26 protein-coding genes are annotated in these 26,135 nt (G+C 68.2%); 11 read left to right on the top strand and 15 right to left on the bottom strand.

What is annotated here, in order from left to right; translation table 11 throughout:
• The first annotated feature begins 17 nt into the window (after positions 1–17).
• The 5 genes from AC4D16_RS06855 to AC4D16_RS06875 all read left to right on the top strand — a co-directional run bounded on the left by AC4D16_RS06855 (position 18) and on the right by AC4D16_RS06875 (position 5,176).
• On the top strand, positions 18–791 hold the full coding sequence (locus AC4D16_RS06855) for an SDR family NAD(P)-dependent oxidoreductase (RefSeq protein WP_490948760.1): 774 nt from the start codon (positions 18–20) through the stop codon (positions 789–791).
• Positions 792–1,005: 214 nt separating this feature from the next.
• On the top strand, positions 1,006–2,343 hold the full coding sequence (locus tag AC4D16_RS06860) for an MFS transporter (RefSeq protein ID WP_490948133.1): 1,338 nt from the start codon (positions 1,006–1,008) through the stop codon (positions 2,341–2,343).
• Between the two features lie 59 nt (positions 2,344–2,402).
• Positions 2,403–3,353 (top strand): transketolase, encoded by a 951-nt coding sequence (locus AC4D16_RS06865; protein WP_490948132.1) that lies wholly within the window; start codon positions 2,403–2,405, stop codon positions 3,351–3,353.
• Positions 3,350–4,387 carry a transketolase family protein gene (locus AC4D16_RS06870; RefSeq protein ID WP_490954393.1) on the top strand — a complete coding sequence of 346 codons (1,038 nt, stop codon included), beginning with the start codon at positions 3,350–3,352 and terminating at the stop codon, positions 4,385–4,387. Before AC4D16_RS06865 ends, AC4D16_RS06870 begins: the two co-directional genes overlap by 4 nt.
• 117 nt (positions 4,388–4,504) lie before the next feature.
• On the top strand, positions 4,505–5,176 hold the full coding sequence (locus tag AC4D16_RS06875) for a GntR family transcriptional regulator (RefSeq protein WP_490948759.1): 672 nt from the start codon (positions 4,505–4,507) through the stop codon (positions 5,174–5,176).
• Positions 5,177–5,558: 382 nt separating this feature from the next.
• On the opposite strand, the gene ccsB is transcribed toward AC4D16_RS06875, so the two are convergent.
• From ccsB to AC4D16_RS06900, 5 genes are all read right to left on the bottom strand, one after another.
• Positions 5,559–6,584 carry a c-type cytochrome biogenesis protein CcsB gene (gene ccsB / locus AC4D16_RS06880; RefSeq protein WP_490948130.1) on the bottom strand — a complete coding sequence of 342 codons (1,026 nt, stop codon included), beginning with the start codon at positions 6,582–6,584 and terminating at the stop codon, positions 5,559–5,561.
• Positions 6,584–8,308 carry a cytochrome c biogenesis protein ResB gene (resB, locus tag AC4D16_RS06885; RefSeq protein ID WP_490954394.1) on the bottom strand — a complete coding sequence of 575 codons (1,725 nt, stop codon included), beginning with the start codon at positions 8,306–8,308 and terminating at the stop codon, positions 6,584–6,586. Before resB ends, ccsB begins: the two co-directional genes overlap by 1 nt.
• Before the next feature lie 117 nt (positions 8,309–8,425).
• Entirely contained in the window at positions 8,426–9,217 is a 792-nt protein-coding gene (locus tag AC4D16_RS06890; protein ID WP_490954395.1) for a cytochrome c biogenesis CcdA family protein, read from the bottom strand.
• A 21-nt stretch (positions 9,218–9,238) separates the two neighbouring features.
• On the bottom strand, positions 9,239–9,859 hold the full coding sequence (locus tag AC4D16_RS06895) for a TlpA family protein disulfide reductase (RefSeq protein WP_490948127.1): 621 nt from the start codon (positions 9,857–9,859) through the stop codon (positions 9,239–9,241).
• A 39-nt stretch (positions 9,860–9,898) separates the two neighbouring features.
• A complete protein-coding gene (locus tag AC4D16_RS06900) occupies positions 9,899–10,573 on the bottom strand; it encodes a histidine phosphatase family protein (RefSeq protein WP_490948126.1) in 675 nt (224 codons plus the stop codon).
• Between the two features lie 179 nt (positions 10,574–10,752).
• On the opposite strand from AC4D16_RS06900, the gene AC4D16_RS06905 reads away from it, so the two are divergent.
• Positions 10,753–11,310, top strand: a complete 558-nt coding sequence (locus tag AC4D16_RS06905; RefSeq protein ID WP_490954396.1) for a YceI family protein — start codon at positions 10,753–10,755, stop codon at positions 11,308–11,310.
• A gap of 299 nt (positions 11,311–11,609) precedes the next feature.
• Complete coding sequence (locus tag AC4D16_RS06910) at positions 11,610–12,227, top strand: hypothetical protein (protein ID WP_490954397.1); 618 nt, start codon at positions 11,610–11,612, stop codon at positions 12,225–12,227.
• Between the two features lie 28 nt (positions 12,228–12,255).
• On the opposite strand, the gene AC4D16_RS06915 is transcribed toward AC4D16_RS06910, so the two are convergent.
• Both AC4D16_RS06915 and AC4D16_RS06920 read right to left on the bottom strand, forming a co-directional pair.
• On the bottom strand, positions 12,256–12,942 hold the full coding sequence (locus AC4D16_RS06915; protein ID WP_490954398.1) for a redox-sensing transcriptional repressor Rex: 687 nt from the start codon (positions 12,940–12,942) through the stop codon (positions 12,256–12,258).
• A 222-nt stretch (positions 12,943–13,164) separates the two neighbouring features.
• Positions 13,165–13,530 carry a glutaredoxin family protein gene (locus tag AC4D16_RS06920; protein ID WP_490954399.1) on the bottom strand — a complete coding sequence of 122 codons (366 nt, stop codon included), beginning with the start codon at positions 13,528–13,530 and terminating at the stop codon, positions 13,165–13,167.
• A gap of 15 nt (positions 13,531–13,545) precedes the next feature.
• On the opposite strand from AC4D16_RS06920, the gene AC4D16_RS06925 reads away from it, so the two are divergent.
• On the top strand, positions 13,546–14,361 hold the full coding sequence (locus AC4D16_RS06925; RefSeq protein WP_490954400.1) for an HAD family hydrolase: 816 nt from the start codon (positions 13,546–13,548) through the stop codon (positions 14,359–14,361).
• 106 nt (positions 14,362–14,467) lie between these two features.
• Here the strand turns inward: AC4D16_RS06925 and AC4D16_RS06930 are convergent, their stop codons facing one another.
• The 4 genes from AC4D16_RS06930 to AC4D16_RS06945 form a co-directional block, all read right to left on the bottom strand.
• Positions 14,468–14,566 (bottom strand): 30S ribosomal protein bS22, encoded by a 99-nt coding sequence (locus AC4D16_RS06930; protein ID WP_003792170.1) that lies wholly within the window; start codon positions 14,564–14,566, stop codon positions 14,468–14,470.
• A gap of 188 nt (positions 14,567–14,754) precedes the next feature.
• Positions 14,755–14,967, bottom strand: coding sequence for a helix-turn-helix domain-containing protein (locus AC4D16_RS06935; RefSeq protein WP_490948120.1), 213 nt, complete (start codon positions 14,965–14,967; stop codon positions 14,755–14,757).
• Between the two features lie 185 nt (positions 14,968–15,152).
• Entirely contained in the window at positions 15,153–15,716 is a 564-nt protein-coding gene (locus AC4D16_RS06940) for an ArsR/SmtB family transcription factor (RefSeq protein ID WP_490954401.1), read from the bottom strand.
• Positions 15,717–15,794: 78 nt separating this feature from the next.
• Complete coding sequence (locus AC4D16_RS06945) at positions 15,795–16,997, bottom strand: acetoin utilization protein AcuC (RefSeq protein WP_490948118.1); 1,203 nt, start codon at positions 16,995–16,997, stop codon at positions 15,795–15,797.
• A 113-nt stretch (positions 16,998–17,110) separates the two neighbouring features.
• On the opposite strand from AC4D16_RS06945, the gene AC4D16_RS06950 reads away from it, so the two are divergent.
• From AC4D16_RS06950 to AC4D16_RS06960, 3 genes are read left to right on the top strand one after another with little or no spacing between them, the layout of a single operon-like run.
• Positions 17,111–18,523: a TrkH family potassium uptake protein gene (locus AC4D16_RS06950; protein WP_490948117.1), complete on the top strand. Its 1,413-nt coding sequence runs from the start codon at positions 17,111–17,113 to the stop codon at positions 18,521–18,523.
• Complete coding sequence (locus AC4D16_RS06955; protein WP_490948116.1) at positions 18,516–19,184, top strand: potassium channel family protein; 669 nt, start codon at positions 18,516–18,518, stop codon at positions 19,182–19,184. The genes AC4D16_RS06950 and AC4D16_RS06955 overlap by 8 nt, the downstream gene beginning before the upstream one ends.
• Positions 19,185–20,399: a glycosyltransferase 87 family protein gene (locus AC4D16_RS06960; RefSeq protein WP_490954402.1), complete on the top strand. Its 1,215-nt coding sequence runs from the start codon at positions 19,185–19,187 to the stop codon at positions 20,397–20,399.
• Here the strand turns inward: AC4D16_RS06960 and proC are convergent.
• From proC to topA, 4 genes are all read right to left on the bottom strand, one after another.
• Positions 20,365–21,219, bottom strand: coding sequence for a pyrroline-5-carboxylate reductase (proC, locus tag AC4D16_RS06965; protein WP_490954403.1), 855 nt, complete (start codon positions 21,217–21,219; stop codon positions 20,365–20,367). The two genes, AC4D16_RS06960 and proC, sit on opposite strands and share 35 nt — an antisense overlap.
• Before the next feature lie 237 nt (positions 21,220–21,456).
• The gene (locus tag AC4D16_RS06970) at positions 21,457–22,248 is read right to left on the bottom strand and encodes a sugar phosphate isomerase/epimerase family protein (protein ID WP_490948114.1); all 792 of its coding nucleotides are present in this window, start codon (positions 22,246–22,248) and stop codon (positions 21,457–21,459) included.
• Positions 22,249–22,261: 13 nt separating this feature from the next.
• A complete protein-coding gene (locus AC4D16_RS06975; protein ID WP_490948113.1) occupies positions 22,262–23,275 on the bottom strand; it encodes a Ppx/GppA phosphatase family protein in 1,014 nt (337 codons plus the stop codon).
• A 76-nt stretch (positions 23,276–23,351) separates the two neighbouring features.
• Positions 23,352–26,099, bottom strand: a complete 2,748-nt coding sequence (topA, locus tag AC4D16_RS06980) for a type I DNA topoisomerase (protein ID WP_490948112.1) — start codon at positions 26,097–26,099, stop codon at positions 23,352–23,354.
• Between the last annotated feature and the right edge of the window lie 36 nt (positions 26,100–26,135).

Genomic DNA, 26,135 nt, shown 5'->3' on the forward strand with positions numbered 1-26,135 from the left:
ACCAGTACAGGAGCATCATGCCCAGCGCCCAACGAACCGCCGTCATCACCGGAGCGACCTCTCCCCGCGGAATCGGCATCACCACCGCCCGCCGCTACGCGCAGGACGGGTGGGCCATCGTCGTCCTGGACCTCAATGGCGAAACGTCCGCGAAGGTCGCCACGGAGATCAGCAAGGAATTCGGTGTACCCGGATTCGGCTACGCAGTCGACGTCACCAGCGAGCCCTCCGTCACTGCAGCCCGAGCTGCCGTCGCAGCCCACATCTCAGCCGGCAACCTGCCTCCCGTCGGCGCCGTGGCGAACATCGCAGGCATCACCTCACCCGTCCCCTTCCTCGAGACCACCCTCGACTTGTGGAACAAGGTCATGGCCGTCAACGCCACCGGCACGTACCTGGTGACAAAGGCCTTCCTGCCTGCCATGCTCGAGAACGGGTGGGGCCGCATCGTGAACATGTCCTCCGTCTCCGCGCAGCGCGGCGGCGGTGTCTTCGGCAAGGTCCCCTACTCCGCAGCCAAGGCCGCGATCCTCGGCTTCACCAAAGCACTGGCCCGGGAACTGGCCGATAGCGGCGTCACCGTCAACGCCGTCACCCCAGGGGCCGTCGACACCAACATCCGGGTCGGCAGCACCCCAGAACAGGAAGCGGCCCTCGCCCGGGACATCCCCCTGGGTCGCACCGCGACGACGGACGAAATCGCCGGAGTCATCGCCTTCCTATCCTCTGATGACTCCTCCTACCTCACCGGCACCACGATCGACATCAACGGCGGAAGCCACATTCATTAGGTCCGGCTCTCTTCCCCTCCGTGGCATGCGGTCGATGGGTAGTTGGTACGCGGCCTGATGGACACATCGCGGTGGCCCCTTCGCCGACCCAGCCGCCCGGAGAACCTCCAACGAACGCGCCGTTTGTCAACTGTTGACAAGTAATGTGCCGCGGGTCACACTTGTGTGAACGCAGTGTTAACAGTCGACAAGCCCTTCTGAGTAAAGGATAACGATGAGCAACGAAGCTCTCCAGATGCGAGGCCACGTTCACGGAACGAAGGATGCCCGCAAAGTCGCCGTCGGATCAGGCGTCGGCGCCGTCATCGAAACCTACGACTTCATCGGCTTCGGAACCGCCGCAGCCCTCTACTTCGGACCGGCGTTCTTCCCCGGCGCCGATCCGGTCACAGCCACCCTGGCCTCGTTCGCCACCCTGGGCGTCGGCTTCGCTGCCCGCCCGCTTGGAGGCATCATTGGTGGCCACCTCGGGGACAAGGTAGGCCGCAAGCCCGTCCTCGTGGCCTCCCTGATCATCATGGGTCTGGCGACCTTCGCCATCGGGCTCCTGCCCACGTACGAGACCGTGGGCATCCTCGCCCCGATCCTTCTGGTCATTGTCCGCATCATCCAGGGCCTGGCGTTCGGTGCCGAATGGGGGGGCGCAATCCTCATGAGCTACGAACACGCCCCCTGGAAGTCCAAGGGCAAGTACACCGGCATCGTCCAGGCAGGCTTCCCCGTCGGACTCCTCCTGGCGAACCTCGTCTTCCTCGCCAGCGCCAACCTCATCGGGGACTGGGCCTGGCGCATACCGTTCCTTGCCAGCATCGTGCTCGTTGCCGTCGGCCTGATTATCCGGTCCAAGGTGCCTGAGTCCCCCGTTTTCGAGGACGTCAAGGAACAGGGCGACATCGTTCGGAACCCCATCGTCCAGGTCGTTCGCCAGGACTGGCGCAGCATCGTGCGTGGCATCTGCCTCCGCGTCGCCGAAACAGCCGGCTACGCCGTCGCCGTGACCTACATGATCTCCTACCTGAACACGACGGAGCTGGCGACACGGACCGAAACCCTGACGTCCCTCTGCGTGGCCTCGTTCATCGGCATCTTCGCCACCATGGCATGGGCGCGCCTCACCGACCGCATCGGACGCCGACCCCTCTACGTGTGGTCCTGCGCATTCGCCGCCCTCTTCGGCATCCCCATGTTCCTGCTCGCCAACACCGGCCTGTTCATCTGCGTGATGATCACCATCGTCATCTCCTACGCCGTCTGCCAGAACTCACTGGCCGGCGCTCAGGGAGCATGGTTCCCCGAACTCTTCCAGGCCAAGACCCGGGCATCCGGAGCTTCGCTCGCCTACCAGATCTCGGCCATGGTGTCCGGCTTCACGCCCTTCATCACCACCCTGCTCTACATCCAGCTCGGCTGGCTCGGCCCGGCACTGCTCTTCTCCACCTACGCCCTCATCGGCCTCGTCGCAGCGCTGATGACCCGAGAGACCTGGGGACCGAAGGAACGACAGCTCGCCGAGGAAGCCGGTAAGAACGTCCCCCTCCCCCAGCACGTCTGACAACCCCTCTGCCTGATACTTCTGACCGATACCGCTTCCGGGAACCAGAAAGAGCACCCATGACTCTGACATCCAGCCCCGCCACCAGCGCCCGACCCACAAACGGCCCCAGCACTACCGCCGCGGACACCACTGTGAGCGGCGCCGACCACCCCGATTTCAGCGCCCGCGTCGCCGCCGTCGAGGCGGCCGCCTACCGGGCCCGCCACTACGCACTCAACATGGGCGAAGTGCAGGGCCAGGGCTACGTCGGTCAGGCGCTGGGTTCCGCGGACATGTTCGCTGCCGTCTACGCCGACCAGCTGCGCTTCCGCCCCGCAGACCCGCACTGGACCGGCCGCGACCGGTTCCTGCTCTCCACCGGCCACTACGCCATCGGGCACTACGCCGCGCTGGCCGAAGCCGGCATCATCCCCCTCCATGAGCTCGAGACCTACGGGTCCGATGATTCCCGGCTGCCCATGTCCGGCATGGCCTCCTACACCCCCGGCATGGAGATCTCCGGCGGGTCCCTCGGGCACGGACTCGGCGTCGCCGTCGGCCTGGCACTGGGACTGCGGCTGCAGGGCTCCGAGTCGAGGATCTTCAACTTCCTCTCGGACGGCGAACTCGACGAGGGATCAACCTGGGAAGCGGCCATGGGAGCCCACCACCACCAGCTCGGCAACCTCACCGCTTTGGTCGACATGAATGCGCTGCAGGCCGACGGCGCCACCAAGACCGTGCTCAGCATCGAACCTGCCGCTGACAAGTGGGCGGCCTTCGGCTGGCACACCCAACGCGTGAACGGCAACGACGCCACGGCTCTCCTGGAAGCGCTCGACAACATTGCCCGCGAAGCCGCCCCCACCGGACGTCCCTCCGTCATCCTCTGCGACACGAAGGTCGGCAAAGGCGTGCCTCTGCTCGAGGAGCGGGAGAAAGCCCACTTCATGCGCATCGAAGAACACGAATGGCAGATCTGCCGTGAGCAGCTCACCGCCGGAGACGAAGGAAAGGCCGCGCAATGAGCACCACCACCAGCACCAGCACCACCACCGAGGCCCCCGACACCACGGCCGCCGTGAAGCCGAAGCTCAAGACCTCCGCCATGATCGCCTCCTTCGCCGATCCCGGACAGAAGACCGCCCCGGCACCATTCGGGCACGCACTGGTCAAGGCAGCGGAGCACAACCCCAAGATCGTCGGTCTGACCGCGGACCTCGGCAAATACACGGACATGCACATCCTCGCGAGGGCCTACCCTGACCGGTTCTTCCAGATGGGCATGGCCGAGCAGCTCCTCTTCGGAGCCGCCGCAGGGATGGCAGAAGCAGGACTCGTTCCCTTCGCTTCGACCTACGCGGTGTTCGCCGCCCGACGTGCCTATGACTTCCTGTGCCTGGACATCGCAGAACCGAATCTCAACGTCAACATCGTCGGCGGGCTTCCCGGGCTGACTACCGGATACGGGCCGAGCCACCAGGCAACAGAAGACATCGCCATTTTCCGCGGCATGCCGAACCTCACCATCGTGGACCCCTGCGATTCCCTCGACATCGAGCAGGCCGTTCCCCAGCTCGCCGCCTCCGACGGACCGACGTACCTTCGCCTGCTCCGAGGTAACGTCCCGACCGTGCTCGACGAGTACAATTACACGTTCGAGCTCGGCAAAGCCAAGGAACTCCGCCCCGGAAGAGACGTCCTGTTCATCTCCAGCGGCCTCATGACGATGCGGGCGCTGCAGGCCGCCCAGGACCTTGCCTCCCACAACGTCGACGTCGCAGTGCTCCACTCCCCCACCATCAAGCCGTTCGACGACGAGACCGTGCTTCGTGAGCTCGGCAAGGACCGCCTGGTGGTGACACTGGAGAACCACACCGAGATCGGCGGCCTGTTCGAGACCGTTGCCGGCGTCGCCGTCCGCAACGGTGCCTGCAGCAAAATCGTGCCGATCGCGCTGCCTGACCTGTTCCTCGACGCCGGCGCCCTCCCAACCCTGCACGAACGGTACGGTCTGTCCCGCGACCGCATCGTTCAGAAAGTCCTCAGCGAACTGGCGTAGCCCAGCCCGAATCCTTCCTGAAAGATGTCGGAAGCCGCCACTGTGAAAGACCGGTCGATCCGTAAGATCAATGTCAACTAATAAATGTCGACATTCACCACCGGCGAAGGACCCATCATGACGGCAGCACCACCATCACTCCTTGGAGGACTGGAAAAGAACAATCTCCGCCAACTGGCGCTGACTGCGTTGCGGCGTGCCATCACGACCGGAGAGCTGGCTCCGGGAACGCATCTGGTCGAGACGGAACTGTCGGAAAAGCTTCAGATCAGCCGGGGCACGTTGCGCGAAGCCATGCGGCAGCTGCAACAAGAAGGGCTCATCTCCGCTGGAGCGCGGGGACGGTTGTCCGTCCGTCACCTCGGCAGCTCCGATGTCCGCGATATCTTCCAGGTACGAGCGGCCCTGGAGGGACTGGCTGCCCGGATGCTGTCCGAGCAGAGCGATCGGGGTGCGATCGTGCGCGAGCTGGAGGACGGTATTGAGCGCATGGAGGAGTCGGCGGACGGTGCCCTGGACGACCGCATCGAAGCTGACCTGCACTTCCACCAGACGCTCTGCACCCTCACCGGCAACCAGACCCTGTTGCACTCCTGGAAGTCACTCGAGGGCTCGATCCGCATGAGCGTCATGTATGCCGGGGTGCACCAGGCCCTGAGCAATATGAGTCCACACCGGCACGCAGGCATCGTGATGGCGATCAAGATCGGCGACGCACCCGGAGCAGCCCGCGCAGTCGAGGAACACATGTACGAAACAGCACAGGTCCTCACCGGCAACGGCCGCTGAGTTAACGCACCGGTAGGACCTGGCGTGCCGAGCTACGCTGTCCTGCCTACCGAGCAGGACCCCGTCAGTCGACCGCCGCCGTAGGGCGCCGATTGAGCATCCGCCGGTGGTTCTTGTCGGGTAGGCAGTTGCTTCGAGCAGGAAGTGCGCGGCGTCATCGAGGGCTTTGCGTGCTTCGGGGAGTTGGTCCTGACGCATCGGCCAGATGCGGACCAGTCCGGGCCATGCGTCCAGGCTGACTCGTACACGGTTCTCGGACCGGAGGTCAAGGACTGGTCCGCTGTTCAGGAGGTCAAGACCCTCCTTGTTCCTCAGGCCCATCACATGCGAAAGGCCCCGCAGCGATGATTGCTGCGGGGCCTCGTGGCCGTTCACGTGGTGCTCAGCCCGCGTAGCTGTGCAGTCCCGCGAAGTAGATGTTGACGATCGTGAAGTTGAAGACGATGCAGAGGTAGCCGACGATCGACAGCCAGGCCGCCCTCGTACCGGTCCAGCCGCGCGTCGCACGGGCGTGGAGGTAGCCCGCGTAGACGGTCCAGATCACGAACGTCCAGACCTCCTTGGTGTCCCAGCCCCAGTAGCGTCCCCAGGCCTGCTCGGCCCAGATGGCACCTGCCATGAGCGTGAAGGTCCAGCCCACGAAGGCCACGGCATTCAGGCGGTAGGAGAGGTTCTCGAGGCTGAGAGCGGAGGGTACGAGCCGGAGGAATTTGGCGCCGTCCGCCTTGCCCGCGAGCAGCTTCGCCTCGCGGTTGGTCTGCAGGAGCTGCAGCACGGACATCGCGAAGGTGATCGTGAACAGTGCCGATGACGCCACGGCGATCGAGACGTGCACCACGAGCCAGTAGCTCTGCAGGGCCGGGATCAGGCGCGCCACGGGCGTGGGGAAGCCGACGGTGGCGGCACACAGCATGATGACCACGAGGCCGATCACGAAGGACCCGATGAAGCGGAGGTCCTTCCGCGTGAGGGCGACGAGGAAGATGACGGCGACGAAGAAGGCGCCGGTGGTGCAGAACTCGTACATGTTGCCCCACGGCACGCGGTGCGCGGCGAGGCCGCGGGTCACCACTGCGGCACCATGGATGACGGCGGCGAGCACCGTCAGCGAGACGGCGACGCGCGCGATCCCGCGACGTTCGCCGGACCCGTAGTCCATGGAGTCGTCGGCCGTGACGGGGGCTGCGGGCGCAGTGACGGACGCTCCGGCATTGCCGCGTGCTCCCACTCCTGCGAGGACGGGCGCCGCCTTCTCGCTCGCCAGGCGGCTCTCGAGCGAACCGATGGTCGAGCTGGACCGCACGAGATCGAGCACGAAGAAGATCAGGGCCACCACGTAGGCGATGGACGCCAGGAGCATGAAGAGCTCACTGACTTGTCCGAGCTCTTCGTTGACTGGTACTGGCATCAGTTGTCCTTCGAGTTGAGATGTGTCTGCCGCGTGCCGGAGGCAGGTCCTGCGCCGACGTCCTGCTTACCATCGTCCTCCGCTGCGGCGCCCTGCACCAACCAGCGGTCCGCGAGCAGCTTGCGCACCGCGGCACCCTCGGCGGGTAACCTGTGGTCCTCGCCGCGCGCCAGGAGCCCGTACTCCACCATGAGGCGGCCGTCGGGGTGCTCGCCTGTCCGCACCCAGAGCCTGCGGCGTCCGATGAAGAGCGACGCCGTGAGTCCCAGCAGGGCGAGGGTCGAGAAGACCAGCGCGCCGATCTCCCCGGGATCGTGGTGGATGTCGAGGGCCACGTAGCGCCGCAGGCCGTCGAACGTGATGGAACCCTTCCCCTCGGGGAGGTCGTAGGTCTGGCCGACGCCGAGCACGATCCCGCCGTCGTCGTTGTTCCTGCTGTTGAGCTCGGTCAGGTTCTCCGTGTCGAGGACGTACACGTTCTCGGGGGTGCCGTCGTCGAGCCCGAGGTCGCCGTAGTAGGAGTTCAGGTTGAGCTGCGGGTTGAAGGGGTCCGGGTCCCGCGAGAAGGAGACGCCCTCCTCGTCCACGAAGGCCGTGGGCAGGAAGAACCCCACGAATCCGAGCTGGTCCGGCTGGGCATCGGGCGCCTTGACGACCATCAGCGACGTGTACATGCCGTCCGAGGGGACGGACACCACGGGACCTTCCGAGGCGATGTTGCCCTCGCCGTCGCGCACCGTCACCACGGGCGCGTACCCGTTGCCGACGAGGTACACGTTGGTGCCGCCGATGGTCAGGGGCGCGTTGACCTTCAGCACCTCCGAGGTTTCGGGCTCCCCCGGCCCGTCCTGGGTGGTGAGGTTCGCGGTGAAGTCGAGCGGCTGCCCGTAGCTGCTCTGCTGCTCGCGGTCGAAGCGGACGTCGAAGGAGTCGAGCCTGATCGAGTAGGGCTCGAGCTGGTCGTCCGAGAAGTTGGAGCCCGGGCTGAAGCTGTCGTAGCCGATCAGCGTGTTCACGAAGCTGTCGCCCTCGACGATCACCTTCTGCCCGTTGTACCCGAACAGGCCGCCGACGGCGACGGAGATGAGCACGCCGATCAGCGACGTGTGGAACACGAGGTTGCCGAGTTCCTTCGACAGGCCGCGCTCCGCACCGATGGACGGGCGGTCGGTGGCGGCGTCGCGCACGTCCACGCGGTAGCCGCGCTTGCGCAGCATCACCGCGGCCTCCTGGGCGGCGGACGACGGCGTGAGCCCGGCTGCGCGCACCTGGTGCGCCGGCACCTCGAGCGTGCCGTAGACCGGCAGCCGGGAGAGCCGCTTGGGCGTGCGCGGCGGCGTCGACCGGACGGCCTTCGAGTGCGCGATCGCCCGCGGGATCACGCAGCCGATGAGCGAGACGAAGAGCAGAAGGTAGATGGAGGAGAACCAGACGGAGGAGTAGACGTCGAAGAGCTGGAACGCATCGAGGACGGGGCCGGTGTCAGGGTTGTCCTGGAGGTACTGGGTGACCACCGCGGGGTTCGCGGGACGCTGCGGGAACAGCGAACCCGGCACCGCGGCGACGGCGAGGAGCAGCAGCAGGAACAGCGCCGTCCGCATGCTCGTCAACTGCGTCCACGCCCACCGCAGGGTACCCACGAAGCCGAGTGTGGGCAGCACGACGTCGGACCCGGGGCGTCCTGCACCGTCGGTCCGTCGGTCCTGCGTGAGGTCCTGCTTCACCGTTCCTCTTCCGTCACTGTCATCGTTCGTCGTCGTTCGTCGTCGTTCGCGGCCCTGCGGGGGCGTCATCCTCTCAACGCCCGAGCCGCCGTTCGCGGTCCCGTTCACTGCTGCCCGTCAGATCGGCAGCACCACGTTCCCGATCACCAGGTCCTGCAGCCGGGTCACCCAGAGGTTCCAGACACCGGTGACCATCAGGACGCCGACCAGCACCAGGAGGCCGCCGCCCGCGCGCTGCAGCAGCAGCCGGTGCCGCCGGAAGAATGCCATGGCCCCCATGCCCCGCCGCACACCGAGGGCCACGAGGAGGAACGGCAGGCCGAGGCCCAGGCAGTACACGAACGTCAGCACCGCGCCTTTCAGCGCCGTGGCGTCGTCGCCGGAGATCGCGAGGAGCTGCACCGCTCCGAGGGTGGGGCCGATGCACGGTGCCCACCCGAGGCCGAACGTCACCCCGAGCAGCGGCGCCCCGAGGAGCCCCGCGGGTACACGGGCGTGGACGCGGCTCTCACGCTGGAACCAGGAGAGGCCACCCATGAAGACCACGCCGAGGAGGATCACCACCACACCGAAGACCTGGATCAGCCAGCCCTGCGAGACCGTCAGGAAGGCTCCCAACTGACCGAACAACGTGCCGTAGGCCATGAAGACCACGGAAAACCCGAGCACGAAGAGCCCGATACCGGCGACCATCCGCCCGCGCCTCTGCTTCTCGAGATCCACCCCGGTGAGCCCCGTGACGTACCCGAGGTACCCCGGCACGAGCGGGAGTACGCACGGGGAGGCGAAGGAGACCAGTCCGGCGAGCAGTGCGACGGGCAGCGCGAGCAGCATGGACCCGTTCAGCACGGTGTCGGCGAAGGCGTTCCCGGCCACGAGGGGAACCGACGCGCTGAGGGAGCCCGTCATGGTCGGCGCCGCAGCGGCGCGTCAGCTCTCGAGCGCATCGCTGATCAGAGCGTCCAGCGTGCTGCGGTCCGCGAGCCCGAGGATGCGCGCCGAGACGCGGCCCTCGCGGTCGAGCACGATCGTGGTGGGAACAGCCGTGGGAGGCACGTACTGGGTCATGTCCAGCAGCACCCCGCCGTTCTTGTCGGCGAAGCTCTTGTACGGGATGGCGAAGCTGCGCTCGAAGGCCTCGGCGGTGGCCTGCTCGTCGCGGATGTTGACGCCGTAGAAGGCGGCACCCTGCGGTGCGTACTCCTCGTGCAGGGAGACGAGGTCCGGTGCCTCCTCGCGGCAGGGCGCGCAGGACGCGTACCAGAAGTTGAGCACGGTCACCTGGCCGTCCCAGTCGGCGCTGGAGACCTCGGTGCCGTCGAAGAGTGCCCCCTCGATCGCCACGGGCTCCCCGCGCTCGCTCGCGGCGTACTCCGTCACCGAGCCGTCACCGGCGATGTAGTTCTTGCCGTCACCCGCTGCTGCCTGCTGCGCCAGCGGATCATCGGCCGTGCAGGCGGTGAGCGCGAGTGACACCGGAACGACGACGCCGAGGAGCACCCGGAGCACTCCTGTACGGCGGTTGCCCTGGCGGCGGGAGATGGTGGTCACAGCTTCTTCCGTTCATTTCTACGACGTGTAGTAATTCTATTACGCCCCGGGGACATTCGCGGCACCGGGCAGCAGATCGGCGCACGGCTCGGCGTAGCGGACACGCCGGACGACGTCGCCGTCGAAATCGAGCGACGTGACCGACGTCAGGGTGCACTCACGCTGGCGCGGGTCGTGCCAGAGGCGCCGCTGCTCCGCCGCGAGCCTCGTGACCCAGATGGGCAGCTGATGGCTCACCATGATGGCCTCGGGCGGGCGCTCGGCGTCGCTCCCCGCCAGCGCAAGGGCGCGCAGCCGTGCGTCGTGCACGCCGGCCAGGACGCGATCGGCCTGGAGGGTGTACGGCTCGCCCCACGACGGACGGAAGGGGTTGACGAGCAGTGGCCAGTAGCGCGGCTGCCGCAACCTGCTCTTGATCCGCGACATGCCCTCGAAGCGGTTCTCCGCCTCGATGATGCGATCGTCCGTCTCGATCTCGAGGCCCAGGGCATCGGCGACGGGCTGCGCGGTCTCCTGGGCCCGCGTCAGTGGCGAGGCGACGAGGTGCACGATCGCCGCGCCGTCGGCCTGCTGTCGGGCGAAGTGCTCCGCGACCTGTGACGCCATCCGGCGGCCGAGGTCCGAGAGGTGGAACTCCGGGAGCCGTCCGTAGAGGACTCCGTCCGGGTTGTGGACCTCTCCATGGCGCACCAGGTGCACGGTTGATCGCTGCATGGGTCCAGTTTCCCGCATCCGCACGCACCTCGGCCAATCGCGGATGGGTGGGCAGCCCGGCCTCCTCCGTGAAGGAGTGTGTCGCGGCGCGCTGGACGCCGAGCGCCCCCTCGGAATAAAACATGCATACGCATGCTTTTGTAGTGCGTACCTACCCACACACTTCCCAGGAGATCACCATGACCGTTCCCTCAGGCCTCACTTCCGGCACCTGGTCCTTCGACCCCGCACACAGCGAGGTCGGTTTCAGCGTCCGTCACGCCGGTATCAGCAAGGTGCGCGGCTCCTTCAAGGACGTCGATGCGTCGCTGACCGTCGGCTCCTCGCTCGAGGACTCGACCATCAGGGCCACCATCAAGACCGCCTCCTTCACCTCCGGTGACGAGAACCGCGACGGACACGTCAAGGGCGCCGACTTCTTCGACGTCGAGCAGTTCCCCGACATGACCTTCGTCTCCACCTCGCACGCCGGCTCGGGCGAGACCTACACCATCACCGGTGACCTGACCATCCGCGGCATCACGAAGTCCGTGGTGCTCGACGCCGAGTTCAACGGCGTGGCCGTGGATCCCTTCGGTGCAACCCGCGCCGGTGTCTCCGCGTCGACGACCATCTCCCGCAAGGACTTCGGCCTGACCTGGAACGCCGCCCTCGAAGCCGGTGGCGTGCTCGTCGGCGACAAGGTGACCATCACCATCGAGGCCGCCTTCGTGGCTCCGGCTCCCGCCACCGTCTGATCCCTCCGTCCGACCTGAGCGTCGGACACGCCCCGCGCATCCGCTTCCCGGACAGCGAGGCATCCGCCGCCGGCCGGCGTCGTCCCCACGGACGACGCCGGCCGTCGTCGTTCCTGGCGCTTCACCATGTGAGCCCCTCCCTCACCGATCGCCGCTGCCGAGGGTGGGCGCCGCTCTGGTGCGGCTCGAAGGCGACGAACTAGGGTGATGGTGATCGATCACCAGTGCACCGCGCAGGGAACGTCCGATGGGGGCACCGGCGGCGGGCAGCAGCAGACATCACGACGGAGGACGCCGCAATGAGCACGCCACAGGACAACCCGAACGGACCGGGCTGGAGCGCGCCCGGAGGCAAGGACAGCGGGGCCGGGCAGCCGAACCAGGGGAACCACGGCTACCAGGCGGCCCAGCCCTCGGGCTACGCCTACCCCACCCAGGGTGGGGGAACCCACGCGGGTGCTCCGGCCGACAAGGGGCCGGCACCCAAGGAGGTCATGCGGGCCTACTACCTGATCCTCGCCGCCGGTGCCCTCTACCTGATCGCCACGACGTTCTCGACGCTCATCGCGTCATCAACCATCGAGGTCGGCGGGTCTGCTTTCGCCGGCCTGACCATCGCCTTCGCCGTCATCGTGACCGCCATCTACGTTGTACTCGCCGTCTTCATCCGGAAGGGTCACAACTGGGCGCGCATCACGGCAACCGTCCTCGCCGGCTTGAACCTCGCCGGTACCCTGCTTTCGCTCGTCAGCCTGCCCTTCCTCAACGACATGGCAGCGGCAAGCGGCACGCAGTCCACGTCCGGGCTGTCCGTCGCCCTGAGCACGATCACGACGCTCCTCGGGGTTGCCGGCGTCGTCATGACCTACCTGAAGCCGGCCCGCCCGTACTTCGCGCCACGGCAGCTCGGGTACTGATCCCCGAACCTGAAACGGCTGGGACGCGCTACTGGGCGCGGGAGATCGGATCGAGATCCGTCTCCTGCGCCCTCTGTGCGTGATAGGCCAGGATCTGCAGCTCGGTGGACATGTCCACCTTCCGCACCTGGACATGTGGCGGCACCTGCAGCACCACGGGAGCGAAGCTGAGGATGCTGGAGATACCGGCAGCGACGAGGCGATCGCAGAGCTCCTGCGCCACCGCCCCGGGGACGGACAGCACCGCCATGTTGGCGCGCGTGCGCCCGAGGATCCCCTCGAGGTCGTCCACCGCGCCGACCCTGAGGAACCCGACCTCGGACCCGATGACCATCTGGTCGGCGTCGAGGAGCGCAACGATCTCGAAGCCGCGGGACACGAAACCCGAGTAGCCCGCGAGGGCGCGACCGAGGTTGCCGGCCCCGATGATCGCCACCCGCCAGTCGAGGGTCAGGCCGAGGGCCGTGGACACCTGGCGGCTGAGGTACTGCACGTCATACCCCACGCCACGCGTGCCGTAGGAGCCGAGGTAGGAGAGGTCCTTCCGCAGCATCGGGGAGTTCACGCCGGCGGCATCGGCCAACTCCTCGGAGGAGACCCTCTCGATCCCGTCCGCCAGCAGCGTGGTGAGGGCCCGGAGGTAGATGGTGAGTCGGGCCACCGACGCCGGAGGGATCTGGCGCGCCGCGTCCGGGACGGGGTGCAGGCCTGGCATGTCCGGCAGTGTCACAGTCATCGGCTCCGTTGGTAGCACCGCCGCACCTGGCGGTGTGCGCGTGTCCGGTCCCGCGGCGTCGGGGGCGGAAGTAACCCCACTGTATGCGGGCACCACGGGGCCCTCCAAGCCAGGCGGTCACGGAGCGTTCGAGGGGCTGGTGACCGACGGGCATCGTCGGGAGAGGCGGGCGCCGAGCGTCACCCTGACGACGTGCCGGCGTCAGCGGGGAGGCGCGAGCAGGCGGCGGAGTCTCGCCTCGTCGATGGACCAGAAGTCGCGCTGCACGCCATCGATGAACAGCACCGGCAGCTCCTCCGCGAACCGCGCCCCGAGCTCCGGCTCCTCCGCCACGGTCACCTCACGCCAGTCATGGCCGAGGTCGGCGGTGACGCGGGCGACGACGTCCCGCGCGGCGTCGCACAGGTGGCACTGGGCGCGGGTCAGGAGGACCACGCCGGCGCCGACCGATCCGGGTTCGCGCTCGACGGGGTCCGTGGGCTCGGTGGGGTCCAGGGGATCCATGGGGTCCATGGGGTCCACCGTACTGCGGAGCGCCTGGCCGCACGCGGGCGGTGCGAACAGCATCGCTAGACTCGGAGCATGCCGGATGCCAGCCGGGGTCTCGGACCCTCCACAGAGCGTCCGCAGCCGTCCTCGACCGGGGAGGCCGCGTTCTTCGACGTCGACAACACGCTCATGCGCGGTGCGAGCCTGTTCCACGTGGCCCGGAAGATGTACCAGCGCAAGGCGTTCACCCTGCGATTCGCGGCGGGGCTCGCCTGGAAGCAGCTGCGCTTCATCATGCGCGGCGAGACGATGACGGACGTGAACTCGGTGCGGGACGCGGCGCTGGCCTTCGCGATCGGGATCGCCCACGAGGACATCCTCGCGCTGGGCGAGGAGGTCTACGACGAGATGATCGCCTCCAAGATCTGGCCCGGCGCGCGGGCCCTCGCCGAGCAGCACCTCTCCTCGAACCGGCAGGTGTGGCTCGTGACCGGCACGCCCGTGGAGGTGGCCGCGGTGATCTCGAGCCGTTTGGGGCTCACGGGCGCGCTCGGGACGGTCGGGGAGGTCGCGGACGGCCTGTACACGGGACAGCTGGTCGGTGACTTCCTGCACGGACCCGCGAAAGCGGCCGCGGTGCTGGCCCTGGCCGAGAAGGAGCACCTCGACCTCGCACGCTCCTGGGGCTACAGCGATTCCTACAACGACATCCCCCTGCTCAGCGTGGTGGGCCACCCGGTGGCGATCAACCCCGACAGCCGCCTCCGGCGTCATGCCCGCGCCAACAACTGGCCCGTCTACGACTTCCGCAGCGGCCGGCGCGCGGCCACGCTCGGCCTGCGGGTCGCGACCGTGGCAGGGTCCGTGTACGGCCTGTGGCGGGGGTTCTCGAGGTTCAGGGCGCACTGACCGTCCCTCGCCTGGCGGCTCCGGTGGAACGACGACGGCCCGGCATCCTCGCCATGAAGCGGGAGTCCGGGCCGTGCGGGTCACTGCGGCAGTGAGCCGGGCGCTGCTACTTCTTGTTGCGGCGCTGGTGACGGGTCTTGCGAAGCAGCTTGCGGTGCTTCTTCTTCGCCATGCGCTTGCGGCGCTTCTTGATTACTGAACCCATAGAGTCCTCACAAACTGTTGTGGTGCCAGGCCTTCCCGCGGCCGTGGCCTCGGAGCAGCACTGGTGACGGAGGCGTATGCCTGCTGGCATCTACCCGGATGACGTACACAGAAGAGCGGGCAGTGGCCCGCCCAAAAGCTCCTTAATAGGGTACATCCGTTTGGTGAACGGCCCGGACGGCCCGGCGATCATGCGCTCTCGGACTGCCCGTCCACTTGCGCCTGCTGCAGGAATTCCTCGACCGCCGACTCGGGGACGCGGTAGGACCTGCCGAACTGCACAGCCGGGAGATCGCCCGAGTGGACGAGACGGTACACGGTCATCTTCGACACCCGCATGAGGTCCGCGACCTCCGCGACCGTCAAGAACTGCACATCCGAGAAGTTAATCCCGTCTGCCATCTCACCACTATTCCTTTGCATGAAGGCCTGAATCCACTTCGGGAACGGTTCGAAGGGGCATCCGAGGGCGACTGATCGGCGTGTCGCCTTGAATGATCAGGATTATCCGCCTAGGCGTTCACTGTAGTGGCTGATGTGACCAAAGTGAAAGGCCACGACTACCGCCCGCGAGGGTGCCCGGCGCGCTAGCGGTCGGCGGACGGATCCCGCCGCCGCCTGAGCTGCGAGATCAGGTCCCCGGCACGTTCCGCCGCACGGCCCATGGTCCGTCCGATCGGACGCCGGGCGTCGACGCCGGATGTCGGCCCGTGCCCGGCGAGCACCGCTGCCGCGAGCACGTCGGGTATCGGCTCCAGCTCCGCGTCGGGCACCGGAAGGACGACGGACCCCGGCACCGGGGCCTCCCCGACCTCCGCCGGCGCGGACGCGGATGGTGAACCGGCGGTCCCGTCCACGCTCCCGGGAACCGCAGTCGTCGTGGGATCGGGGCGCTCCTCGAACTCGGAGAGCCAGGCCCGGACGTGGTCGAGCGGTGCGGTCTCGAGGGAGTAGAAGCGCTTCTGGCCCTGGGCGCGCATCGACACGAGACCGGCCTCGCGAAGGACCTTCAGGTGCTTGGACACCGTCGGCTGGCTGACCTGCAGCTCGATGACGAGCTCCCCCACCGCCCTGTCACCCTCGCGCAGCGTCTCGAGGATCTGCCTCCGCGTGCCCTCGGCGATGACGGCGAAGACATCATCGATTCCCATCCGCCCACCCTAGCGATATATACGCCGTGAGGCATCCTGCGCGCGCTTCCCCGCCCGGTGTTCTGCGGCGGACGCGGCTCAGTCGAACCAGGGATCGAGCCCGTGCAGGGGGAACACGGATTTCCGGGTGGCCATCACCGTACGGTCGAGGTCGTCGCTCGGGTCGTAGCCGATGTCCCACGACCGCCACCAGGTGTCCGCGCCGTCGCCCATGAGCCGCGGGGTGTCCAGGCCGTGCCGTTCCAGCACGTAGTCCCGCCACGCTGCGGGCACGGGGGTCGCGGGCCCGATGGCGGAGTTCGCGGCCACGGCGACGAGCAGCGCCCAGGACCTCGGGACCACGCTGGCGAGGGCGTACCCACCGCCGCCCGTCGAGATCCACCGCCCGTCGCAGAGCGCGTCCGCGAGATCCCGTACGCCGACCATCAGGGCATGCTGCGCGTCCACGCTCACGCGGAGGTTGGTGAGCGGGTCCTCGCGGTGCGAGTCGCAGCCGTGCTGGCTGACGATCACGTCGGGGACGAAGGCGGCGGCGAGCTGCGGCACGACGGCATGGAACGCCCGGAGGAGGGCCGCGTCGCCCGCGGTGGTGGGAAGAGCGACGTTGACGGCGTACCCCTCGGCGCCCGGCCCGCCCGTCTCCGCGGCGAAGCCTGTGCCCGGGAACAGGCTCATCCCGGTCTCGTGCAGCGAGATGGTCATGACACGGCGGTCGTCCCAGAAGATGCTCTCGGTGCCGTCGCCGTGGTGTGCATCGACGTCGATGTAGAGGACACGCTCGGCACCGCGGTCGAGGAGCCGCTGAATGGACGCGGCGGCGTCGTTGTAGATGCAGAAGCCACTGGCCCGCGCTCGGGACGCGTGGTGCATACCGCCGCCGAAGTTGACGGCACGCACGGCGGTGCCGTCCATGAGGGCCTCCGCCGCGCCTAGGGAGCCACCCGCGAGGCGGGCACTGGCCTCGTGCATGCCGGCGAACACCGGGTTGTCCTCGGTGCCGAGGCCGAAGGCGGCGTCCGGGCGGTCGGGGTTGCCGCTGGCGTCGCGGACCGCCGCGATGTACGCGGTGTCGTGCACGGAGGCCAGCTCGTCGTCGGACGCGACCTCGGGCGAGGCGACGGTGACGCCGTCGAGGTCCAAGAGCCCGCAGTCGCGGGCGAGACGCGCCGTGAGGTGAAGGCGCTCGGGGTTCATGGGGTGCTGACCGCCGAAGTCGTAGGCCAGCATGGAGCTGTTCCAGACGACCTGGAGAGGTGGAGCCGACCCGGCGCGCGTTGACATCAAGGCAAGGGTACGCGATGCCGGATCGTCCGACGACGGGCATCGGTGGGATGCTTTACTACTGCAGGAACACTGCGCACATGGAACCGGCACTCGGGGCAGAGCGGACGTCAATGGTTAGTCAACAGCCACGCTGGCTGAAGGACGATCGGAACAGGTACTTCGGGTTACTGGCCTCGGTCCGCGACTTCGTCGACTCCTTCGCCAACAGCTCCCCCGCCCGGCTGGCCCTGTTCATCTTCACCGCGGTGATCCTTCTCTTCACGGCCCTGCTCAGCCTCCCGATGTCCTCGAGCACGGGTGAGGTGACGGCCCTGCACGACGCCTTCTTCACGGCGGTCTCGGCCGTGTGCGTCACGGGCCTCACGGTGGTGTCCACCGCCACCCACTGGTCCTTCTTCGGGCAGGTGGTGATCCTCCTCGGCATCTTCATCGGCGGCCTCGGTACGCTGACGCTCGCCTCCCTCCTCGCGCTGATCGTGAGCAAGCGGCTCGGTGTACGCGGCAAGCTGCTGGCGCAGGAGGCCCTGAACAACGCGAGCCGCCTCGGCGAGATCGGCACGCTCCTGCGGATCGTCATCACCACGTCCGTGGTCATCGAGGTGGTCCTCGCGCTCGTGCTCATCCCCCGCTTCATCATCCTCGGGGAGCCGATCTGGCAGGCGGTGTGGCACGGCGTCTTCTACTCCATCTCCGCCTTCAACAACGCAGGCTTCACACCCCACACCGACGGCCTGGTGCCGTACGAGACCGATCTCTGGATCCTCACGCCGCTCATGGTCGGCGTCTTCCTCGGCAGCCTCGGGTTCCCCGTGATCATGGTGCTCGTGCAGGTGCGCCACCGCTTCTCGAAGTGGACCCTGCACGCGAAACTCACGGTCTTCGTCTCGCTCATCCTCCTGGTCGCGGGCACGTTCGCGTGGGGATTCCTCGAGTGGGAGAACGACCGCACCGTCGGGAACCTCGGAGTCGTGGACAAGACCATCCACGCCCTCTTCGCCTCGGTCATGACGCGTTCCGGCGGCTTCAACCTCGTGGATCAGAACGCCATGAACACCACCACCATGCTCCTGACGGACGCCCTGATGTTCGCCGGGGGTGGCTCGGCCTCCACGGCGGGTGGTATCAAGGTCACCACCATAGCCGTCATGTTCCTCGCCATCGTGGCCGAGGCGCGCGGTGACAACGACGTCCGGGCCTGGGGGCGCACCATCCCTTCCGGCGCCATGCGCGTGGCCATCTCCGTGATCTTCATGGGCGCCACGCTCGTGCTGATCGGCAGCGCGCTGATCCTCAGCATGACCGACGAACCCCTCGACAAGGTGGTCTTCGAGGTCATCTCCGCCTTCGCGACGTGCGGCCTCAGCACCAACCTGAGCGCGGAACTGCCGCCCGCCGGCAAGTACGTCCTGTCCGCCCTGATGTTCGCAGGGCGCATGGGTACCATCACCCTCGCCTCGGCACTCGCGCTGAGGCAGCGCAGCACGCTCTACCGCTACCCCGACGAGAGGCCGATCATTGGCTGAGAGACCCGCCCACAACGCCCCCGTCCTCGTGATCGGCCTCGGCCGGTTCGGGGCCGCGACCGCCGAACAGCTCGTCAAGCAGGGCCGTGAGGTCCTCGCGATCGAACGTGACCCCCAGCTCGTGCAGAAGTTCGCGAGCATCCTCACGCACGTCGTGGAGGCGGACGCCACCAACATCGACTCGCTCCGCCAGCTCGGCGCGCAGGAGTTCTCCGCCGCCGTCGTGGGGGTGGGTACCTCGATCGAGTCGAGCGTGCTGATCGCCGCGAACCTCGTGGATCTCGGTATCGACCACCTCTGGGTCAAGGCCATCACGCCCTCGCACGGCAAGATCCTCAAGCGCATCGGTGCGAACCACGTGATCTACCCCGAGGCGGACGCGGGGCAGCGGGCCGCCCATCTGGTCGGTGGCCGCATGCTGGACTTCATCGAGTTCGACGACGGCTTCGCGATCGTCAAGATGTACCCGCCGAAGGAGACGCAGGGTTTCACCCTCGCGGAGTCCTCCGTCCGCTCGAAGTACGGCGTCACGGTGGTCGGCGTGAAGTCGCCGGGCGAGGACTTCACGTACGCCCGCGCGGACACCAAGGTCTCGGGGCGCGACATGCTGATCGTGTCCGGGCACGTGGACCTGCTCGAGCGCTTCGCCGGCCGGCCCTAGATGCTCCGACGCGTCGGCGGGCGTGCTGCCGTCCTGATCGGCGGCGCCCTCGTGCTCGCCGTCGTCGTGCTCGCTGCCCAGATCCACGGACTCGACCTCCGCGTGTACCGGGAGGGCGCGCTCGCGCTGCTCGGCCGCGCCGGGGACACACAGCTGTACGACGACGCCCTGATCACCACGGACACGCGCGGCCTGCCGTTCACGTACCCGCCGTTCGCGGCGCTCCTCCTCGTCCCCCTCGCGCTGGTGCCGGAGGCCGCAGCCCTGGTGGTCGTTACAGCACTCACCTGCCTCTGCCTCCTCGGGGTGGCCGCCGTCGTGGTGCGGTACGTCGGCGCCGCGACCCGTGGAGCCCGCCCCGACTGGTTCACGCCGGCTGCACTCCTGGCCGCGATGCTGCTCATCGGGATCAGCGGCCCCTGGCGGGAGGGGCTGGGGTTCGGGCAGATCAACGCGCTCCTGATGGTGCTGGTGCTCGCGGACGTCCTGCGATCCACCCGCCTGCCCTCCGGGGTACTGATCGGCCTGGCCGCAGGGATCAAGCTCACGCCGCTCGCGTTCGGGCTCGTGTTCCTGGCCCGGCGTGACTGGCGGTCCCTGGCGTGGATGGCGGCATCCTTCGCGGGCACCGTGGCCGTCGGGTGGCTGCTGGCGCCCCGGGAGTCCGCGATCTTCTGGCTGAAGGCGCTCTTCGACTCGTCGCGCGTGGGAGCCACGGCGGACCTCTACAACGTGTCGCTCAATTCCATCGCCACGCAGTCCGGTCTGCCCGAGGCACTGCAGCGCCCCGCCTGGCTCGTCGCATGCCTCCTCGTGATCGCGGTCGGCTACGTCGCGGTCAGGCGGGCGGACGACGACGGCGACCCCCTCCGCGCGGTGACCGCGAACGCCGTGGTGATGCTCGCCATCTCCCCGATCTCGTGGTTCCACCACTGGGTGTGGGTGGCGCTGCTGATCCCCGTGGGCCTGGTGGCTGCGGGCCGCACCGCCGGTGCACGCCGGACCGCGGGGCGTGTGATCGTGGCCGCCATGGTGCCGGTGATGATGTTCTCCTCCATCACGATCACCCTCACGTTCACCGGCACCGTGTCCGGCGAGGGTCCCCTCGCGCTCCGGATCTTCACCTCGCTCGGCGTCCTGCTCCCGGTGGCACTGCTGGCCCTCTGGGCGCGGACACCCGTCAGGGCGACGCCGGGCCCGAGAGTTCCCGTGTGATCTCCGCAGCACGGGCCGTGGCGGCGCGCGCGCCGTCGGTGACGGTCCGCGCGAGCCCGAGCCGCTCGAACGTCTCGATGGCGCTCTGCGTGGTGCCGTTGGGGCTCGTGACGGCGCGTCGCAGTGCCGCGGCGTCCGCCCCGTCCTCGGCCAGCATGAAGCCCGCGCCGGCCACGGTCTCGCGCGCGATCAGCGCGGACAGGTCCGCGTCGAGACCGAGCTCCACCCCCGCGGCCGCCATCGCCTCGGCGAGGTAGAACGCGTAGGCGGGTCCCGATCCGCTCACGGCCGAGAGCGCGTCCACCTGGTCCTCCGGGATCTCGACGACCGTGCCGGCGGAGCCCAGCAGGTCGCGTGCGAGCTGCACCTGGTCGGGACCTGCCGAGGTTCCCGGCGAGACGGAGAGCACTCCACGGCCCACCCGCGAGGGTGTGTTCGGCATCGAGCGGATGACGGCCTGGCCGTCGGGGAGGGCTCGCTCGAGCATCTCGATGGTTACGGCCGCAGCCACGGAGAGCACCACGGCCGAGGTCTCGAGGGATCCGGCGATCTCGCGGGCGAGCGGTACGGTGCCGACAGGCTTCACCCCCAGCACGACGACGTCCGCGCCGCGCACCGCCGCGCGGTTCGCGCCGTCGTCCTCCGCGGTGGCGAGGGCGGTCACGCCGTGGCGCTCACGGAGCTCCGCCGCCCGCTCGCTCCGGCGAACCGTGGCCACCACGCGTCGGGGATCGAGCCCGGCCGCGAGGAGCCCGGCGAGGATGGCTTCGTTCATGGATCCGCAGCCCAGGAAGGCGATGCGCGGCGTCGCGTCGGTCATGCTGATATCCTGCCACGAGGGTCTCACAGACTACTCCCAGCATCCTCGCCGTTGCCGCCCAACGTGGCGTCCTAGTGTTGGTACTACCTCAACGAGGTGCGAGTGATGAGGACCGGAATTCCTGATCCGGTCCGGCGTCGGTGGCAGCAGATGATCCCCCCAACATCTGCACAGGCCACCGGCGCCATCCTTCGTTAACGGCACTTCACGAGGACGCCGGGTACGCCCGGGTCCTCGCTACAGCTGACCGAGGTTGGACCTGGCGAAGCGCAGCGTCTCCGCCAGCCACTCCTCGCGCTCCCCCGCACCGCGCGCACGGCGTGTGCTCACCTCGACCGCGACGACGCCCTTCCACTGCGAGTCCGCGAGGTGTGCGAGCGCCTCTGCGCACCGCTGCGTACCCTGACCGGGCAGCAGGTGCTCGTCCTTGCCGTTCGGCGTGCCGTCGGTCAGGTGCACGTGCGCCAGCCTGCTGCCGAGCGCCTTGATCTCCTCGTAGGAGTCCATGCCGGCGATCGCCGCGTGGGAGAAGTCCCAGGTGATGCGCTCGTAGGGCTCGGGGACGGGATTCCAGTGCGGCAGGTACGCCTTCGCCTCGCGGCCCCGGACCTTCCACGGGTACATGTTCTCGACGGCGATCTCCACGCCGTACTCGGCAGCGATCCGTGCGATCCCCTCGGGGAACACCTCCGCATACCCGGTCTGCCAGCGGAACGGGGGGTGCGTCACCACCGTGGACGCCCCCACCTCGGCGGCCATCGCGGCGGACATCTCGATCTTCGTCCAGGCCCGCCCCCACACCTGCTGGGTGAGCAGGAGCGTCGGCGCGTGGATGGCGAGGATGGGGAGCTCGAACCGCTCCGCGAGGACGTTCAGTTGCGAGGGGTCCTGGCTCACCGAGTTGTTGGTGACCATCACCTCCACGCCGTCGTACCCGAGGTCCTGCGCCAGCGAGAAGGCGTCCACCACGGAGAGCGGGTAGACGGACGCGCTGGAGAGGGCCACGGGAATTGCGGGAACGGCGGGCATGGGAGCGGCCACGTCAGACGCCGCCGATCACGGGCGTCCGGCGTGTCGCATCGAGCTGTGCGTGCCCCACACCGGCACCCGGGAGCGGTTCGTCGGCGTCGAACATCTTCGCGTCGAAACGGCGCAGGAGCAGCCCTTCGCGCAGTGCCCACGGGCAGATGTCCATGCCGGGCACGTCGAAGAGCTCCAGCGCGCACTCCGCCACGAGGGCACCCGCGAGCACCTGCGGGGCGCGCGTTTCGGAGACGCCGTCGAGGCTCGTGCGGTCGTCGATGCTCATCGCACTGAGGCGCTTGGTCCAGAGGCGCAGGTCCTCGAGGCGCAGCTCGCGCCGGACGAACGGCCCAGCGGCCGAGGGTGCCGCTCCGGCGATCCGCGCGAGCGAACGGAACGTCTTGGAGGTCCCGGCGACGAGGTGCGGCCTGCCCAGCGGGGCGAAGCGCGGCACGGCCTCCTCCAGCGTCTCGCGGATGTAGCGCCGGAGGGCCTTCACGCTCTTGGCCGACGGCGGATCGCCCTGCAGCCAGTCGCGCGTGAGCCGGCCGGCACCCAGCGGTACGGACAGCGCCACCTCGGGGAGCTCGTCGGTTCCCATGGCCATCTCGAAGGAACCGCCGCCGATGTCGAGGTTGAGGATGGAATGGGCGCCCCACCCGTACCAGCGGCGCACGGCCTGGAAGGTCACCGCCGCCTCCTGGTCGCCGGAGAGCTCCTGGAGGTCCACGCCGGTCTCGGCGCGCACACGAGCGAGGACCTCGCGGCCGTTCCGTGCCTCGCGGATCGCCGAGGTGCAGAAGGCGAGGAAGTCCTCGGCGTCGTGGCCCGCGGCGAACGCACGCGCCTCACGCACGAAGCCCACCAGCTCGTCCTGGCCCTTACGCGAGATGCTGCCGTCCTCGTCCAGGTACGCGACGAGTTGCAGGGGCTTCTTGTGCGAGGCAAACGGCACCGGCCGTCCGCCCGGGTGAGCGTCCACCAGAAGCAGGTGCACGGTGTTCGAACCGATGTCGAGCACACCTAACCGCATCTACCCACCACCTTCCGGACCGCGCCCGTCGAGACCTTGTTCGTCATGCTGCCCGCTCCTCGCGTGCGTGGGGGGGCTACTTGCCCGCCGCGACCTTGCGCTTCGCCGGCGCCCGGCGCGTGGTCTTCTTCGGCGCCGGCCCCTTCGCGCGCTTCTCGGCGAGCATGTCGATCGCCTGCTCCAGAGTCAGCTCCTCGATCGCCATGGAGCCGGGCACCGTGATGTTCGTTATGCCGTCGGTGACGTAGGGGCCGAAGCGGCCGTCCTTCACCACGATCGGCTTCTCGCTCACGGGGTCGTCGCCGAGCTCGGCCAGCGGCGGCGTGACGGTCCTACCACCGCGCTGCTTGGGCTGCTTGTACATCTCGAGGGCCTGCTCGAGGGTGATCGTGAAGATCTCCTCCTCGGAGCCGATGGACCGCGAATCGCTGCCCTTCTTCAGGTACGGGCCGAAGCGGCCGTTCTGGACCGTGATCTCCTTACCCTCCTCGTCCGTCCCGAGGACGCGCGGCAGGTTCATGAGCTTGAGGGCTTCCTCGAGCGTCACGGTGTCCACGGACATGGACGCGAACAGGGAACCCGTGCGGGGCTTGACCTTCGCGGGCTTCTTGGGCGGCTTCGGCTTGCCGTTCTTGTAGTACTCGACCGGCTGGTTCGCGAGGTCCTCCGCCGTCACCTCGGGGATCAATTCGATCACGTAGGGGCCGTACCGGCCGTCGCGGGCCACGATGGTGCGTCCCGTCTCCGGGTCCTGACCGAGCTCGCGCTCCTGCGACGTCGGTGCGTTCATGAGCTCGATGGCCTTCTCGGCCGTCAGCTCGTCCGGCGCGAGATCATCGGGGACGTTCGCGCGCTGCGGCTCGGTGCCCTCCGGTGCGTCGGCGGGCAGCGGCTTCTCGAGGTACGGGCCGAACTTGCCCACCCGCAGGGTGATGCCTTCGGCGATCTCCACCGAGTTGATGCGGCGGGCGTCGATCTCGCCGAGATCGTTCACGATCGTGTGGAGCCCGGTGCCCTTGCGGTCGCCGTAGTAGAAGCTGTTCAACCACTCGACGCGGCCGGTCTCGCCTCGCGAGATGCGGTCGAGGTCCTCCTCGAGCTCCGCCGTGAAGTCGTAGTCCACGTAGTCGTTGAAGTGCTCCTCCAGAAGGCGCACCACCGAGAAGGCGATCCAGCTCGGCACGAGGGCCTGACCCCGTGACGTGACATAGCCGCGGTCCATGATGGTGGACATCGTCGCGGCGTACGTGGACGGGCGGCCGATACCGCGCTCGTCGAGCACCTTGACCAGCGATGCCTCCGTATAGCGCGGCGGCGGCGAGGTCTCGTGCCCCACGGCCTCGATGGCCTTCGCACCCAGCGCGTCACCCTTTGCGACGTTGGGCAGGCGCGTGCCCTGAGCGTCGTCGTCGGTGCCGTCCTCGTTCCGATCGGCGTCGCGGCCCTCCTCGTAGGCGGCCATGAAGCCGCGGAAGGTGATGACGGTGCCCGACGCCGAGAACTCCGCATCCCTGCCGTCCGCGCTTCTCGCGCCCAGGCGCAACGACGCCGTCGAACCCTTGGCATCGGCCATCTGCGAGGCGACGGTGCGCTTCCAGATCAACTCGTACAGGCGGAACTCGTCACCCCGGAGTCCCTGTGCCACCTGGGCGGGCGTGCGGAAGGAGTCGCCGGCGGGGCGAATGGCCTCGTGGGCCTCCTGCGCATTCTTGGCCTTGCCCTTGTACACGCGCCGTGACTCCGGGACGTACTCCGGCCCGTAGAGCTCCGACGCCTGCCGACGTGCTGCGTTGATCGCCTGGTCCGAGAGCGACGAGGAATCGGTACGCATGTAGGTGATGTACCCGTTCTCGTACAGGCGCTGGGCCACCTGCATGGTGACCTTCGAGCTGAAGCGCAGCTTGCGGGCCGCCTCCTGCTGGAGGGTCGACGTCGTGAACGGCGCGGCCGGACGACGCGTGTAGGGCTTCGTCTCGAGCGAGCGGACGGTGAACTGCGCGCTCTTCAGCCCCGTGGCGAGCGAGCGTGCGCTCTCCTCGTCGAGGCGAACGGCGTTGGCAGCCTTCAGCTCACCGCGGTCGGAGAAGTCCTTGCCGGTCGCGATCCGGCTGCCGTCCACGGCCACGAGCTTCGCGGGGAACGCGCTGCCCTTGCTGCTGTCCTCGGGCGTGAAGGTGCCCGTCAGGTCCCAGTAGGACGCCGTGCGGAACGCCATGCGCTCCCGCTCGCGTTCGACGACGAGACGCGTGGCGACGGACTGGACCCGCCCTGCGGACAGACCTCGCGCCACCTTCCGCCACAGGACGGGCGAGATTTCGTAGCCGTAGAGGCGGTCGAGGATGCGGCGGGTCTCCTGGGCGTCGACCATGGGGATATCGACGTCGCGCAGTTCACCCATGGCGCGCGTGACGGCTTCCTTGGTGATCTCGCCGAAGGTGAGGCGGTAGACCGGGACCTTCGGCTTCAGGACCTGCAGGAGGTGCCAGGCGATGGCCTCGCCCTCGCGGTCCGCATCGGTGGCGAGGTAGAGCTCGTCGGCGTCCTTGAGCGCCGCCTTCAGTTCGGCGACGGTCTTCCGCTTCTCGGGCGAGACGACGTAGTACGGCTCGAAGTCCTTGTCGAGGTCCACGGCGAACTTGCCGACGGAGGTCTTCTTGAGCTCTGCGGGGAGGTCCGAGGGCTGCGGGAGGTCCCGGATATGGCCCATGGACGCTGCGACCTGGAAACCCTCGCCGAGGTAGCCCGAGATGCTCTTGATCTTGCTGGGAGATTCGACGATGACGAGTTTCTTGCCGTGCTTCTTGTCCGTGGCCTTGGTCGGCACTTCTCTCCTATATATGCGAGTGCGATGCAGGCGGCG

Source organism: Arthrobacter sp. TJ-236, assembly GCF_058269235.1.

Bases quoted from the DNA above. Each gene is read 5' to 3' on its own strand.
- AC4D16_RS06855 (WP_490948760.1), top strand. From the start codon at position 18: ATGCCCAGCGCCCAACGAACCGCCGTCATCACCGGAGCGACCTCTCCC.
- AC4D16_RS06860 (WP_490948133.1), top strand. From the start codon at position 1,006: ATGAGCAACGAAGCTCTCCAGATGCGAGGCCACGTTCACGGAACGAAG.
- AC4D16_RS06865 (WP_490948132.1), top strand. From the start codon at position 2,403: ATGACTCTGACATCCAGCCCCGCCACCAGCGCCCGACCCACAAACGGC.
- AC4D16_RS06870 (WP_490954393.1), top strand. From the start codon at position 3,350: ATGAGCACCACCACCAGCACCAGCACCACCACCGAGGCCCCCGACACC.
- AC4D16_RS06875 (WP_490948759.1), top strand. From the start codon at position 4,505: ATGACGGCAGCACCACCATCACTCCTTGGAGGACTGGAAAAGAACAAT.
- ccsB (WP_490948130.1), bottom strand. From the start codon at position 6,584: ATGCCAGTACCAGTCAACGAAGAGCTCGGACAAGTCAGTGAGCTCTTC.
- AC4D16_RS06890 (WP_490954395.1), bottom strand. From the start codon at position 9,217: ATGACGGGCTCCCTCAGCGCGTCGGTTCCCCTCGTGGCCGGGAACGCC.
- AC4D16_RS06900 (WP_490948126.1), bottom strand. From the start codon at position 10,573: ATGCAGCGATCAACCGTGCACCTGGTGCGCCATGGAGAGGTCCACAAC.
- AC4D16_RS06905 (WP_490954396.1), top strand. From the start codon at position 10,753: ATGACCGTTCCCTCAGGCCTCACTTCCGGCACCTGGTCCTTCGACCCC.
- AC4D16_RS06910 (WP_490954397.1), top strand. From the start codon at position 11,610: ATGAGCACGCCACAGGACAACCCGAACGGACCGGGCTGGAGCGCGCCC.
- AC4D16_RS06915 (WP_490954398.1), bottom strand. From the start codon at position 12,942: ATGCCAGGCCTGCACCCCGTCCCGGACGCGGCGCGCCAGATCCCTCCG.
- AC4D16_RS06920 (WP_490954399.1), bottom strand. From the start codon at position 13,530: ATGCTGTTCGCACCGCCCGCGTGCGGCCAGGCGCTCCGCAGTACGGTG.
- AC4D16_RS06925 (WP_490954400.1), top strand. From the start codon at position 13,546: ATGCCGGATGCCAGCCGGGGTCTCGGACCCTCCACAGAGCGTCCGCAG.
- AC4D16_RS06930 (WP_003792170.1), bottom strand. From the start codon at position 14,566: ATGGGTTCAGTAATCAAGAAGCGCCGCAAGCGCATGGCGAAGAAGAAG.
- AC4D16_RS06935 (WP_490948120.1), bottom strand. From the start codon at position 14,967: ATGGCAGACGGGATTAACTTCTCGGATGTGCAGTTCTTGACGGTCGCG.
- AC4D16_RS06940 (WP_490954401.1), bottom strand. From the start codon at position 15,716: ATGGGAATCGATGATGTCTTCGCCGTCATCGCCGAGGGCACGCGGAGG.
- AC4D16_RS06945 (WP_490948118.1), bottom strand. From the start codon at position 16,997: ATGTCAACGCGCGCCGGGTCGGCTCCACCTCTCCAGGTCGTCTGGAAC.
- AC4D16_RS06950 (WP_490948117.1), top strand. From the start codon at position 17,111: ATGGTTAGTCAACAGCCACGCTGGCTGAAGGACGATCGGAACAGGTAC.
- AC4D16_RS06960 (WP_490954402.1), top strand. From the start codon at position 19,185: ATGCTCCGACGCGTCGGCGGGCGTGCTGCCGTCCTGATCGGCGGCGCC.
- proC (WP_490954403.1), bottom strand. From the start codon at position 21,219: ATGACCGACGCGACGCCGCGCATCGCCTTCCTGGGCTGCGGATCCATG.
- AC4D16_RS06970 (WP_490948114.1), bottom strand. From the start codon at position 22,248: ATGCCCGCCGTTCCCGCAATTCCCGTGGCCCTCTCCAGCGCGTCCGTC.
- AC4D16_RS06975 (WP_490948113.1), bottom strand. From the start codon at position 23,275: ATGCGGTTAGGTGTGCTCGACATCGGTTCGAACACCGTGCACCTGCTT.